This window comes from Spiroplasma monobiae MQ-1 (genome assembly GCF_002865545.1).
Classification (GTDB): domain Bacteria; phylum Bacillota_I; class Bacilli_A; order Mycoplasmatales; family Mycoplasmataceae; genus Spiroplasma_A; species Spiroplasma_A monobiae.
In genome coordinates this window covers 217,327-230,693 of sequence record NZ_CP025543.1, presented here as the reverse complement: position 1 = coordinate 230,693, position 13,367 = coordinate 217,327, and the positions used below count along the sequence as shown (strand labels likewise).

Below are 13,367 nucleotides of genomic sequence, written 5' to 3'. Positions count from 1 at the left end.
AGAATTAAATACTCTTTAATTATAAGTTATTTATAGGTAAAGTAAAGTTATTTTGATTGAAAAATCTTGTTTTATTTCTTATATAAAGTATTAAAATTAATTTGAAAGAAGGTGTCATTTAATGTTAATTTCAGTTGAAGAATATGCTCAAAATAAAGAAAATTTATTTACATTAGATGTTAGAACGAGAACAGAATTCAAAACATTGCCACATTTTGATTGAGCCATTAATATACATATAGATCAGTTTTTAGATGATTTTAAAAAGTATTTAGATGAGTATAACCCTCAAAACAAACCAATAGTAACAGTTTGTAACGCAGGCAACAGGAGTGGTCAAGTTGCTAGATTTTTAAGCGAACTTGGTTATAATGCAAGAACTTTAGATGGTGGTATTTATAATTACAATAAAAAAATAAGATAATGAATTATCTTATTTTTTTATTTCATCTTTTAGTCTTTTCAAAAATAACTTTATTACAAATTCTTTTGAAGAAAGAGTTAATTCCTTACCTTCTATTTGAACTTTTATTTTCATTTTTTTTAAATTTTCAATATTTACAAGTTTGTCTGAGAGCACATTAATCTTTTGATCATTTAAAAAATCTATATTTTCAATAGTTCCAAGTTCAACTAATATCTTGTCATATATTGTATCTGATCTTTCAAACGATTCTAATCCAAACTTTTCTTTTTTTGATTTAATCATTTTACTAATTGAAAAATAGGTAAACAATGATATAAAACATATTGTGAAAGCTATCCCTAAAACTATATATATTATTGAGTTCATTATTCAATAATATCCTTATCTTTAATAAAAATATCTCTCAATATTTCAATTTTAGTTGCAGATTGATGATCGGCAACCGCTTTGATAGTTGTTTTTGATGGTTTGATTTCAAGTTCTAATTCATCAACAGGATATTGAACAGTGTCAATCACCATCATCTCATTTGAATTCTCCTCAAACTTGAACTTAATAACGTGTTTATCATTCAAGATAAGTGGAGCATTCAAAGTTCTAAATTTATTAGTACTTACAGGCACTAATTCTTGCATCTGAAATACTTTGCTATCTTTGGCAAGAATAACAGCTCCACCTGCTGATTTCATATACCCACTACTTCCATTGGAAGTTGATATAACTATTCCTGTACCGTGGAATTTTTCTAGAAATTCATCATTTATATATATTTCTACATATAAAGGATTTTTTTCATTTAATATTTTAATTTCATTTGCAACAACCAAATTTTTGCTTTTTGTTTTAACTTCCAAAAGTTCAAATTCATTTAATTTATAACTTTTATTTTCAATCGATTCTATTGTATCATCTATGTTTTCAACTCTATTTTTATTTGTATAGAAACCTATTCCACCACTTTTAAATGGAACAAATTCAATATCTTTTATCTTTTCTTTATATATTGAAACAGCTTTTAAAAAAGTACCATCACCACCAAATATGAAAACATAATTAGGATCTATTTCATTATATACTCATCCTCTTAATTCAAGTTTTTCTCTCAAATTAGAGACTACTTCTTCTGTACTTTTATAATCATTTTTTATAATGCTAAAAGAAAACATTATTTCACCTCTAAACTATAATTAATTTTACTTATTTTTAAAAGAAAAATATATAAAGATTGTATAATATAATTTGTAAATCAAGGAGTAAGAATATGGATAAAAAAAGAATGTTATCAGGAATAACAACAACTGGTCAAATGACACTTGGAAACTACATTGGAGCCATGAGAAACTTTGTTGCATTACAAGATGAATTTGATATGTACGTTTTTGTTGCAAACTTGCATGGAATAACAACACCAATTGAAAAAGAAGTATTAAGAAAAAACATTAAAAATATGGTAACTTTATATTTCGCTTGTGGAATGGACCCTGAAAAATCTACAGTATTTATTCAAAGCGAAATATTAGAACATACTCAATTAGCTTGAATTCTTACTTGTAATACAACTATTGGGGAATTACAAAGAATGACTCAATTTAAGGACAAATCTACAAAAGTTAAATCAGAAAACGGTACCGAATTTATACCAACAGGATTATTAACTTATCCAGTTTTAATGGCTGCAGATATTTTAATGTATGATCCTGAGTTTGTTCCTGTGGGAAAAGATCAAAAACAACATATTGAACTTGCAAGAAACATTGGAGAAAGAATGAATAATAAATTTGGTGAAATGTTTACTATTCCAGAACATTACACACCAAAAATAGGTTCTAAAATAATGGACTTGCAAGATCCAACAAAAAAAATGTCTAAATCAGCTGCAAATCCAAAAAGTTTTATTGCACTTTTGGATAATATTGAAGATGTTAAGAAAAAAATTAAATCGGCTGTTACTGATTCAGAAAATATAATTAAATTTGATCCGGAAAACAAACCCGGAGTAAGTAACTTGTTAACCATCTATTCAGCACTTAAAAACATTTCAATTGAAGAAACTGAAAAATTCTTTGAAGGAAAAGATTATGGTGTTCTAAAAGAAGAAGTTAGTTCAGTTGTTGTTGAACTTTTAGAAGGAATTCAAAAAAGGTTTGATGAACTAAGTAACTCAGATCTAGTAGATAAATGATTAGAAGAAGGAGCCGAAAAAGCTCGTAAAATTGCTAGAAAGAAACTTACAAAAGTTCAAAACTTAACTGGATTAAATTATAAAAGAAAATAGATATCACAGATATCTATTTTCTTTTATTCAGCAGCACTTCATTGTGCTGCTTTTATTTTTTGTATTATCTTTGTACAATCATCTTTATGTCTAAACTCTCTACAGCCGGGATGAACTGCAATTATATTTGAAGAATCTAAATTAAAATGTTTCAAGTCAATAAATTCACAAACCCAAGATAAATCTCCGTATTCAAAATTATCTTTTATCATGAAGAACTTACAAATAAAACACATTCTAAATTTTTTTTCATCTTTGTTGATTAGAGTTGGAGAATTGTCTCAAGCAGAAATTAAATCTTCTTTTGAAAACTCTATTTGATTATCTTCTAATATTTTAGCCATAACAATTCCTCTTTTATAGATTAATTTTATCACAAATAAAAAAATGAGCTTAATGCTCACTTTTATTATTTTTTAGAATCTAAAGCTTTTTTAGATGAAGCCACGATTGCTTCAAATTGCTTTGGTTCATGAATTGCTAATTCAGATAACATTTTTCTATTAATATCAATTCCCGCAATTTTTAAACCATTCATAAATTTAGAATAACTTAATCCTAATGGTCTAACCGCCGCATTTATACGAATAATTCATAATTTTCTAAAATCACGTTTTTTAAGTTTACGTCCAACAAAAGCATAAGCCATAGAACGTACAACTTGTTCATGAGCCTTTTTATAGTTTGCTTTTTTTGTTCCATAGTAACCTTTTGCTCTTTTAATTCAACGTTTTCTTCTTGCTCTAGTTACTTTACCAAATTTTACTCTTGCCATATTGTTCTACCTCCTATATTAGTTTTGTAATAATCCTTTTAGACGTTTCATATCTCCAGCTGAGACGAAAGTTGCTTTTTTTAGATGTCTTTTTTGTTTTGTTGATTTATTTTGTGCTAAGTGAGATCTATAAGCTTTACCTCTTTTTAATTTACCTGCACCATTTTTCTTAACTCTTTTAGCTAAAGAGCTTTTTGTCTTCATTTTTGGCATAAATTCTCTCCTCCTATAATTAACCTTTTTTTGGCACTACATACATATCTAAGAATCTTGTATTTAGTTTGGCTTCTTTTTCGACTTTTGCAACATCTTCAATTTTTTTGTAGAATTTTTCTAAAGTTTCTTTTCCAAACTCTTGGAAAGTAATCTCTCTACCTTTAAATTTTAATGAAATTTTAACTCTATCTCCCGCTTCTAGGAATTCTCTAGCTTTTCTAGCTTTTGTGTCCATATCATGATCACCAATTCCCACAGTTAAACGGATTTCTTTGTTTTCAACTTTAACTTGATTTTTTTTGTTCTCTTTTTGTTTACGCTTTTGTTCGTATTTAAATTTCCCATAATCAAGTATTTTAGCAATAGCTGTAGCGTTGTCTTGCATACCCACTTGAAGTAAGTCTAAACCCGCTTCTTCTGCTAATTTTAAAGCTTCAAATTTGTTAAGTGGTCCATTTTTTGTACCATCTTCATTAATAATTAAAACTTGTTTAGCTCTAATTTCTCTGTTAACAAAATCTGTTTTTATATTTTTAATGTCTGCCATTTTTCCTCCAAATAAAAAGTGTGCCGTAAAAAGATTAGGAGCACACTTAAAATTTATTTATTTTATATATATATCAATAATAAATAAGTTTTACCGTTTCTTTTGAAATTACGGTGAGCTGTGCGCTTCTTTCTTTAAACCTTAATTATTATATTATAGTTTTTTAAAAAAAATTAACTTTTTTAAATTAATTAACTAAATTTTTTAAGATCTGAAATATTAGGATTTTCTCTTTCGCTATTTCTAATTAAGTTATTTTTTAAACAATATCTATGGATTTCTTCAGATTTTAAAATTATTTCATAATTCAATTTATCAGTTTGTTTAACATTATCAAATTCATATTTCAAATTTCTAATATCATTTTCTAACTTATAAAGTCCTAAAACGATTGAGTGTTTTTCAGATTGCTCTTTAATTGTAAATCTATTTTCCTTGATTTTTGTGCTACCAGGAAAATAGTCCAAATCTTTATGTTTACAGCCAATGTGATGGTATCCTTTTGAAATAGCTTCACTCATTGTCAAGTACTTATTGTCATAAGGTTCTAATGATAAAATTTTATTTTCAAAAGGTATGCAAAGTTCACAACTATCCTCCTCTGGTTTAACATATATTAGAGTTTTTAATCGTAAGGCTTCTTTTTTACCAAATCAGTTATAAATACCTAACATTGGTTTATTTTGAGGATTTGCAATGTTTTTAGTTAAATTAGTATTTTTATTTTTATCCAAATATTCCTTAGGTTCATTTATTAAATCAGATTTATCTTTATTTTTAGAATAAATCTTCTTTCAAGGGATTAAAAAATATAGGATTAAAATTGCAAAAATTATTATTAATATAACTCATCATGGAAAGTTACTCATATTTGTACTAGTTATTATGATCATTTAAATGCCCATAATAATCTCTTGCTTCCATAAGATTTATTCTTTGATTTTTTTTGCAGTTTGTACAAATACCAATGTATGAATTTTTTAACTCGAAATTTATTGGTTTTTGAAAAACAAATTTTTTAAAGTCTCAGCAATTTTTACAAAAAGTGAATATTCAATCAGTATCTTTGTCAAAGTTAAAAGCCATATTTCCTCCAAAAAAAGAAATGTAAACATTTCTTTTATATATTTACTTTAATGGTTTAATATTTTTCTTAATGCATTGGCAGTATGCTCAACATCAGACCCAACAACTATTTGCAAACTTTCATTACCCAATCTCTTAATGCCATAAGTTCCTGCGGATTTAATTAAAGCATCATCTATTGTAGAATTATCTTTTAATATCAATCTTAATCTTGTGGCACAGTTATCAATACTTACAAAGTTATCTTTTCCGATTGCTTTAACAATCTTATCTGCCATAACCTCATATTTATCTCCACTCGATACTGTTTGCTTTTTATTTTTGTCAAAATTTTCTTTAGTTTTAATTGATTCATTAGTTACATTTCTACCGGGTGTAGCTAAATTCATTCCTTTTATTGTGAAATAAAAGACGAAGTAGTATGTAGCACCAGCAGCAGCAGTTAGAACTAATATTCATAATGGATTTGAAATAACTGAGTCTCTTGCATTAGCTAAAGCTCATGATTGTGGCAATGATGCAGCAAAATCTATAAATCCTGCACTAAATCCAAATCCTATTTGAATTTTCATTGAAGTGGTTATTGCCATAAATATACCTGTTAATCCAGCGTGAACACCTAATAATACAGGAGCTATAAATACAAATGAAAATTCTAATGGTTCTGTTATTCCTGATAAGAAAGAAACACCCGCAACCCCACCAAGGAATCCAGCAATTTCTTTTCTATTTTCTTTATCAGATGTCATAATCATAGCCACAGCAGCCATAGGTAGTCCACCCATCATTATTGGGAAAAATCCTGATTGAAATAAGCCCGATGTACTTATACCACTAGCAAATGCGTTGATATCTCCCATTATTATCTCTGTTTCTGTTCCAATTATAGGATTTGAGCCAAATCCCGGTTGAACAACATTACCACTTACAGGCATTTGAAATCAAAAGAATGTATTCATAATTTGGTGTAAACCAAAAGGCAATAATAACCTATTTAAAATTGCATATATAGTGGTTCCAGGAATCGCAACCGCTGGATTTTCAGGATTTGCAACAGCAGTACCAAAACTAATTAGTCCTAATTGTATTCAAGGTCAAATTATTGCAAATGCAAATGCAACCGGGATTGCAGCTGTTAATGCAACCATAGGAACAAATCTGCGACCCCCAAAAAATGATAATGCAGTTGGTAATTTTATATTTTGTAATCTGTTATATATATAAGCAGATAAACAACCAGTCACTATACCCCCAAGAACACCTGTACTCAATACATATGCCCCTCCTGAAATTACTGTTTCTGTACCATTTTCATTACTTTTTAATATTTGTACATATAGTAGTTTAGAAAACGATATTCCATTTTCATCTGTAAATGTTAATGTTTTTCCATAAATCATATTTGGTAAAGTTCCTTCGGCAGTCAAACCAGCAAGGGCTAAATAAAATATAACAGCAACAAGTGCAACCTCACCTCTGTGATCTTTAGCTAAACCAAATGCACAACCAATTGCAAATAACAATGGAAGATTATCAAAAGGTATGGAACCTGGTATTTGAATAATTAGTGATATTCAGTAACCCACCTGATTTGTTATGACAAGTGTGCCTTCAACGGTTTCTGATGTATAACCAATACCAAGAGCACCAAATCTATTTAGAATTGCTGCAAATGGCAGTACTGCAATAGGAAATTGTAATACTTTTCCTAATTCTTGAAGCATTGTTAAAAATTTACTTCATCCACCATTAGAGTTGTCTGCGTCTTTTATATTCTTTGTCTTTAACTTTTTTTCGTTAGTTAAATGTAAACTTTTATCGTTCATTTTAATCCTTTCTTTTTTTATTACAAATTAACTGTATAAAAAAAAAAAAAAAAAAGCAATACCTTTTTCCAGACAATTTAATAATTTTGGAAAAATTTTTACCTTTAAAAAATATTTTATATCACTTCTCCCAGACAAATACCCAGAAATATTAAGGCCATTAAATAACCTACCGTTGCAAGGGTAAATATTCCATAATACTGTCAAAATCTAAAAATTTTAAATTTTGTAGTAATAGTTTTAAATGAATCTTTTTCCACTTTCTTGCTTCTTTTAAAATTAATGAAAAATATTGTTGAACATATTCCTAGAATTAACCCGGCAACGCCAAAGGCGAATAATGTTCAAAAAGTTGATAAACTCATATCACTATTTAATTGCACTAATAACATTTCTAATCCTCTATTCCGAATCTAAAGTGATTTCAAGGACCAATAAAATCAATTAATCTTCTTTCACTTTCTTTTACAGTACCAATTCAATTGTATTTTTGTTGTTTATCTTCAAAATTGTCTTTAACAATAATATGGCATTCACCTTTATACTTAATATCATTATTATTTATTATCACAACATCACCCTTGTTGTATATCTTTTTAGTATTTTTAGGCTCAATTGATGAATTTTTAAATTCTACCCTTGAAAATGTTGATCTGACGAAATATTCTGTGATATCTCCTCTTCTAAAATGATCAAAATTTAGAATACCCTTTTCACTTTGACTTAATTCATAAAGTGGTTTTATATTTAGAGTAATTTCATATCTATCTATATTTGCAAGTTCCTTCAACTCTTCTTGAGTTGCATATGCATTACCTATTAAAACTAAGTTGATTTCATTTGTATAGAATAATATTTTTGCTTGTTCTGATATCGAGAGATTTCTTTGTTCTTCTAAAGTTGGCAATTCTTTCCACCCCACAGCTGTTGTCATGTCACCAAAGTGACTACCCACAAATGCAGCTGTTGATAAATTATGTTTTAAATATTTTTGATTTGCTTCTTTGAAATAATCAAAAGGTAAAGCAGTATATTCCAATGGATAAAAATTATGGCATCCACTAAGTCTTTCTTTTATTGGTTTATAATCCATAACATTATCAATTAAACTATCGTTATTTGACATGTTCAATTGTATATCAATACCAAATTTGTTATGTGTAATATTTGCTATTTCAAATGGTAAACTTGGAGAATCCAATCTTAAACAATCAATTCCATATTCTTTACATTTTGAAACATCATTTACATTTATTCCAATTAAATCCATTGATTTATATTCAACATCAAGTATTGTATAAAAACCAATTTCTTTTGCATACTTAATTGCCTTTAAAACCATATCCGCTTTTTCTTTTTCATTTTCAGATCCCACAAAATGTAATACACTTGTGAAAACAACTTCATATCCTAATTTTTTTGCTAAATCCAAATATTCTTTGTCTTTTTCAAATTTAGATTGTTCAGGATAAATTGATATTCCTAATTGTCTTTTCATAAAATACCTCACTAATATAATTTTAACAATAAAAAAAACACTTTTTAAAGTGTTTTTTTTATTTACAGTTTGCTAATGCGAAACCTAATACTTTTTCACCATTTGCTTTTCCATAATCTTCTTTATCGATCACGAACACCGGTGTGTCAAAATATGTTTTCATCTCATCTAGTTCATATGCTACTTGTGGCCCTAAAAGAACAATATCTCATGAAGATCCATTGAGTTTTGCTTCACTTGTTGAAACAGCTTTTATTTCAACATTAATATCCTCTTCAAAGGCATGGTTTTGCATATTTTTTACCAAAATCGATGTACTCATTCCTGCATTGCAAGCTAAAAGTACTTTTTTAATCATTGCTTTTTTCCCTCCCAAAGTGAATTAAACATTTGTTGAATTTAAATTATTTAAATTACTATTTAATTTTACTACATTTTCTAAATTTTGATTTTTATTTTGTGCAAATTTATTTAAAAGTTCACGTTGCTCTATTTTATTTGCAAGTAATACAAAAGGTGTATAAATCGAAATAAGCATTACAAAGTTAACAGCAGCAACTAAACCACCCATAATACTTTTTGTTGTCAATATACCACCAAGTATTGGCGGTGTCGTTCAAGGAACCACTACGCTTGAGTGAGGCATAATTCCTGTAGTTGTTGCAAAGTAAGCAATCATACCAGCAATTATTGGTCCAAACACAAATGGAATAAATAATATTGGATTTAAAACAATTGGTAAACCAAATAGTAAGGGTTCATTAATACAGAATAACGCCGGAATTAATGTAACTTTAGCCATAGACCTATAATCACCACGTTTTGAAAATAATAATATAGCTATAATTAAACCAATTGTACCTCCAGTACCACCCATAAACAAGAAGTTGTTCATAAATGGATTTGTAAATACATATTCTGGTTGTATTCCTTCAGCCAGTGCTTGTTGGTTTTGAGTTAAACCGTCCAATTGAATCGGTTCTACTATTGGAGAAAGAATACCACTAGCATGAATACCCATAAATCATAACAATTGTCATATCATAACAATTGTTATCATTCCACCAAACCCTGAAACTGCATTTACAAGAGGTTTCTGAATTGCAACTGTAATTAATCCATTTATATCCATAAATGTTACACTATTTGACCCAACTGTTATTTCTCCAACAATTGAACCAATTCATGATATTGCAAATGCGATTAGACCGAAGAAAACGGCAGTTATTGAGTATGGTATAAGTACATTAAAAGATTTTGCAACACCATCAGGAACTGATTCAGGCATTTTTATTTTTAACTTATCATTCTTAGATAATCTACCGAATATAGAAGTCGAAGCCAAAGCGATAATCATAGCGGTGAACATTCCAGAAGTTCCAAAAACTCCTAGATTTCCCCAAAAAGAAGGATTCATTATCAAAAAAGATACTATGCCAACTATTGCAGCAGCCCATTGATTAACCTTATAATATGGAGCTAAGTGATAAGATATAGCTCCACATAATAGTAGTCCAAAAAATGCATATGTACCATTTCAAATGTATGAACCAATTGACTTTAATCTATCCAAAACAGCAAGTTGATCTGCAGTTAAATAGAAAAGGTTAAATATTCCACCATTACCAGCACCAAGAATTATGTTATTAACCAAAATAAACATGGCACCAACAATAACCAGAGGCATTAGTGAGAAGAAACCATTTTTAATTGCAACCATAAATTTTCAGTTTGATAATTTACCTGATGCTCAAGTAATTTTATCGACAGAAGTCTTTATTGTTATTGGATCCGCTTTACCTTTATTGTATCTAACTATTAATTTTTTATCTTTAACTTTATTTTTTTCAGTTTGAACTTTATTTTTAAAGTCAATTTTGATTTCATTTACTTTTAAAGACAATTCGTAAATTGTCTCATCTATTTCATTATTTATTGGTTTCAATCTTCTTTTACGACCGAGTTTTCTTAAAATATAACCAACATTCACCAAACTGTGATTATCTATTTTTCATTGATTTATTAAGTTTTTGTGTTTTTCATTGTATTCTTTTTTATATTTAGAAATATTTTCTTTTGTCTCATTTTTCAAAACCTTTAGCTCAGATAGTAATAATTCATTTCTTTGTTCTACTTCTTCTCTTTTTATATTTCAAAGTTCTTTAATTTTATTTTTATCTTCCTTAGTTTTTTCTTTGTTGACTAATAATTGAGTTTTAATTTGCTCGATTTTATTTTGAATATCATAGATTTCAACTTTCATTTTTTGAATTCTATTATCTCTTTTTATATCATATTCTTCTTTTAAAAGAGATAAATTTAACTTGTAATCTTTATAGAGCTTATTTATATCACTCTTTTTATATCTAGCATTTGAAAGTTCGACATCTAAACTTGCTGTTAATTCCTTTTCTTTTTCTTTTCTAATTTTTAAAAACATACCGCTAACAGATTTTAATTTTAACTTTTTATTATGTAATTCACTTTTTAAATCAGATATTTCTTTTTTAAATTTAAATTTTCTATCTTTATCTGTATTAACAACTTTTATTAATTCAAATATATCAGGGTAATTTTCAAACTTTAACATTTTATTTTTTACCCCCTAGAATTAAGTCGCCATATCCATATATTCTATTAACTTCATATGTATTAATCGAAGCCGCTATAGAATTTAAGTCTGCATGTTGCTGTGATTTAAGTTCATCTTCTGTTGGATTAAATCTAATAAATCCTGTCATTTTAGGATTTAGCAGATCTTCTTCACCAAAAGGAGGACTATCCATTCAAAGACCTTCATATGGTTCTAAAATTTCAGTTCCATTTGAACCCACATCCAAATACCTAACAATGTCTTTATCGTATTTCATTTTTGTCATAGAAGTTCCTTGACTTACAACTTTTTCTTTTCTTATAATTTTAAACATTGGTATAAATCATCCTTCATCTAGATAATCTACCATGTATTGGATATTTTTAATATATTCTTCACTGTAAACATCAGTTTTACTTTTAATAATTAATAAAAATGCCTTTAAGAACTCAAGATTATTTCTTAAAACAGCAAATTGAGTAGCTGTTTTTTGAAAAATTGGGTTTATTATTTCATCTCCGAAATAATCCAATATATCCTTTTCGGAATCATAACTAATTTCCTTTGAGGCTTTACCGTAAGTGACTTCATCGTCCAAAACATAGTAATAATATTCATTTTCATCTTCTTTATTTTCATCAAATTCAGGAACTAATGAATCAAAATAAGAACTAGCTTCTAGAAACAATTCAAAAGAACTATCTGCTAATATTTTTAACTTTGTTTCATTTTTTTGTATTTCTTCATTAATTCTTAAACTAAATGTGTTTACAGGTTGACACACTTTTTCTATACTTAATTCTGATGAAAAAAAATCTTCATTTTCATCACATCTTTCTTTTCTTGGTTTATATTCTCAAGCTATTTCATCAAATTCAAAAATACTAACATCCTTAGTTATTTCGTTTTTACTTATATTATAATATTCATCATTAAAAAGATTTCTAACTTCTTTTTCTATTATGGACTTAAATTCCATAGATCAAGTTGCATTACAAGAAACTACAGTAGTTGAAATTGCTATAGTAGATGTTGTTAATGTCATAGCACCAATAAATGATAGTAGTTTTTTCATGCAAATTTTCTCCTTTAATATATTTTATAATAATTCTTAAAATAATTCTAAATAAAAAATAAATCCTTAGGATTTATTTTTTATTTATTATATTATCAACACCATATTGATAAACCCCTCAAGCACCAACTAAATTACCTAATTCAGAACTTGATAGTTTAATTTTTTCGTAAAATTCAACTAAAACATACTTTTTAAGAATTTCTTTAATTATATTTAAGAATGGTATACCTAAATTTGATGGACCCCCACCAATCACAACCATTGAAAGATCAAAGAAATGAATCAGTACAGATATACATTTTGCTAATGGTTCTAAGTTCTCTCTGAAAACATTAACAACTTCTTCATCACCTTGAATAAATAATTCAGCTACATCAATTATGTGTAAATCATTCTTTTTCACAGCATATATTTGACCTAATGGACCAACAGAGTTAGCTCCAACAGCTCTCAATTTTCTTTCAATTCCAGTTGCTGATGAAACTGGTTCTAAACAACCTATCAAACCACAATCACATTGATACTCTGTTTGAAAACCTCCACCATGTCCTGGTTCACTAGGAAGTCCTGTGTTGTCTCCAAAAACTAATTTTCTATTAAAAATAGCTCCTCCACCAACACCTGTTCCAATTGTAAAAAGAGCCATTGAATCTGGTTCTCTATTCAAAGAAACACTTCATTCTCCATAGGTAGCTGCTTTTGCATCATTTAAAACGACAATGTTTTTATTGTTAAATAATCTTTCTAATTCAGTTCTTGTTGGATAATTTTTTCAACCCAAATTAGTTGAATAAAGAACAGTACCTGTTTCATTATCTACAATACCACAAACAGCAATCCCCACAAAATCCAATTCTTGCATATTAATGCCGTTTTCATCAGCTACTCTAAAAGTTTCTTTTGAAATATTATCTAGTAAGTCCTTTTTTTCTGTTGTGTCATACACAAATGTTTTGATAACTTTATCGTTATCAAAGAATGCACACTTCGCTGAAGTTGCACCTAAATCTATAGTAAACGCTTTTGGCATAAAAATACCCTCCCAA

General features: G+C 27.9%; 17 protein-coding genes. 2 read left to right on the top strand and 15 right to left on the bottom strand.

All coding sequences use genetic code 4. The features are described from left to right. Positions 1-121: 121 nt before the first annotated feature. Positions 122-424, top strand: coding sequence for a rhodanese-like domain-containing protein (locus SMONO_RS01115; protein WP_101780506.1), 303 nt, complete (start codon positions 122-124; stop codon positions 422-424). Between the two features lie 9 nt (positions 425-433). Here SMONO_RS01115 and SMONO_RS01110 read toward each other — a convergent pair whose 3' ends face one another. Both SMONO_RS01110 and SMONO_RS01105 read right to left on the bottom strand, forming a co-directional pair. Then, positions 434-793: a hypothetical protein gene (locus tag SMONO_RS01110; RefSeq protein WP_101780505.1), complete on the bottom strand. Its 360-nt coding sequence runs from the start codon at positions 791-793 to the stop codon at positions 434-436. Beyond that, a complete protein-coding gene (locus SMONO_RS01105; protein WP_101780504.1) occupies positions 793-1,593 on the bottom strand; it encodes a diacylglycerol kinase catalytic domain-containing protein in 801 nt (266 codons plus the stop codon). The genes SMONO_RS01110 and SMONO_RS01105 overlap by 1 nt, the downstream gene beginning before the upstream one ends. A 95-nt stretch (positions 1,594-1,688) precedes the next feature. Here SMONO_RS01105 and trpS point away from each other — a divergent pair, with 95 nt between their 5' ends. Then, a complete protein-coding gene (trpS, locus tag SMONO_RS01100) occupies positions 1,689-2,702 on the top strand; it encodes a tryptophan--tRNA ligase (RefSeq protein WP_101780503.1) in 1,014 nt (337 codons plus the stop codon). Positions 2,703-2,725: 23 nt separating this feature from the next. On the opposite strand, the gene SMONO_RS01095 is transcribed toward trpS, so the two are convergent. The 13 genes from SMONO_RS01095 to SMONO_RS01035 form a co-directional block, all read right to left on the bottom strand. Next, positions 2,726-3,046, bottom strand: coding sequence for a hypothetical protein (locus SMONO_RS01095; protein ID WP_101780502.1), 321 nt, complete (start codon positions 3,044-3,046; stop codon positions 2,726-2,728). 65 nt (positions 3,047-3,111) lie between these two features. Beyond that, a complete protein-coding gene (gene rplT / locus SMONO_RS01090) occupies positions 3,112-3,477 on the bottom strand; it encodes a 50S ribosomal protein L20 (RefSeq protein WP_101780501.1) in 366 nt (121 codons plus the stop codon). Between the two features lie 18 nt (positions 3,478-3,495). Further along, the gene (rpmI, locus tag SMONO_RS01085; RefSeq protein WP_101780500.1) at positions 3,496-3,690 is read right to left on the bottom strand and encodes a 50S ribosomal protein L35; all 195 of its coding nucleotides are present in this window, start codon (positions 3,688-3,690) and stop codon (positions 3,496-3,498) included. A 19-nt stretch (positions 3,691-3,709) separates the two neighbouring features. Beyond that, positions 3,710-4,240 carry a translation initiation factor IF-3 gene (gene infC / locus SMONO_RS01080; protein ID WP_101780499.1) on the bottom strand — a complete coding sequence of 177 codons (531 nt, stop codon included), beginning with the start codon at positions 4,238-4,240 and terminating at the stop codon, positions 3,710-3,712. 191 nt (positions 4,241-4,431) lie between these two features. Then, the gene (locus SMONO_RS01075) at positions 4,432-5,133 is read right to left on the bottom strand and encodes a hypothetical protein (RefSeq protein WP_101780498.1); all 702 of its coding nucleotides are present in this window, start codon (positions 5,131-5,133) and stop codon (positions 4,432-4,434) included. Next, positions 5,117-5,326, bottom strand: coding sequence for a hypothetical protein (locus SMONO_RS01070; protein WP_101780497.1), 210 nt, complete (start codon positions 5,324-5,326; stop codon positions 5,117-5,119). Before SMONO_RS01070 ends, SMONO_RS01075 begins: the two co-directional genes overlap by 17 nt. A gap of 47 nt (positions 5,327-5,373) precedes the next feature. Further along, positions 5,374-7,152 carry a PTS transporter subunit EIIC gene (locus SMONO_RS01065; protein ID WP_101780496.1) on the bottom strand — a complete coding sequence of 593 codons (1,779 nt, stop codon included), beginning with the start codon at positions 7,150-7,152 and terminating at the stop codon, positions 5,374-5,376. A gap of 116 nt (positions 7,153-7,268) precedes the next feature. Beyond that, the gene (locus SMONO_RS01060) at positions 7,269-7,544 is read right to left on the bottom strand and encodes a hypothetical protein (protein WP_101780495.1); all 276 of its coding nucleotides are present in this window, start codon (positions 7,542-7,544) and stop codon (positions 7,269-7,271) included. 2 nt (positions 7,545-7,546) lie between these two features. Continuing rightward, on the bottom strand, positions 7,547-8,650 hold the full coding sequence (locus SMONO_RS01055; RefSeq protein WP_101780494.1) for a DUF871 domain-containing protein: 1,104 nt from the start codon (positions 8,648-8,650) through the stop codon (positions 7,547-7,549). A gap of 58 nt (positions 8,651-8,708) precedes the next feature. Next, the gene (locus SMONO_RS01050; RefSeq protein WP_101780493.1) at positions 8,709-9,008 is read right to left on the bottom strand and encodes a PTS sugar transporter subunit IIB; all 300 of its coding nucleotides are present in this window, start codon (positions 9,006-9,008) and stop codon (positions 8,709-8,711) included. Positions 9,009-9,032: 24 nt separating this feature from the next. Next, on the bottom strand, positions 9,033-11,240 hold the full coding sequence (locus SMONO_RS01045; RefSeq protein ID WP_101780492.1) for a PTS transporter subunit EIIC: 2,208 nt from the start codon (positions 11,238-11,240) through the stop codon (positions 9,033-9,035). A 1-nt stretch (position 11,241) separates the two neighbouring features. Then, on the bottom strand, positions 11,242-12,318 hold the full coding sequence (locus SMONO_RS01040; protein ID WP_101780491.1) for a hypothetical protein: 1,077 nt from the start codon (positions 12,316-12,318) through the stop codon (positions 11,242-11,244). Positions 12,319-12,391: 73 nt separating this feature from the next. Then, complete coding sequence (locus SMONO_RS01035; RefSeq protein WP_101780490.1) at positions 12,392-13,351, bottom strand: ROK family protein; 960 nt, start codon at positions 13,349-13,351, stop codon at positions 12,392-12,394. Positions 13,352-13,367 lie beyond the last annotated feature (16 nt).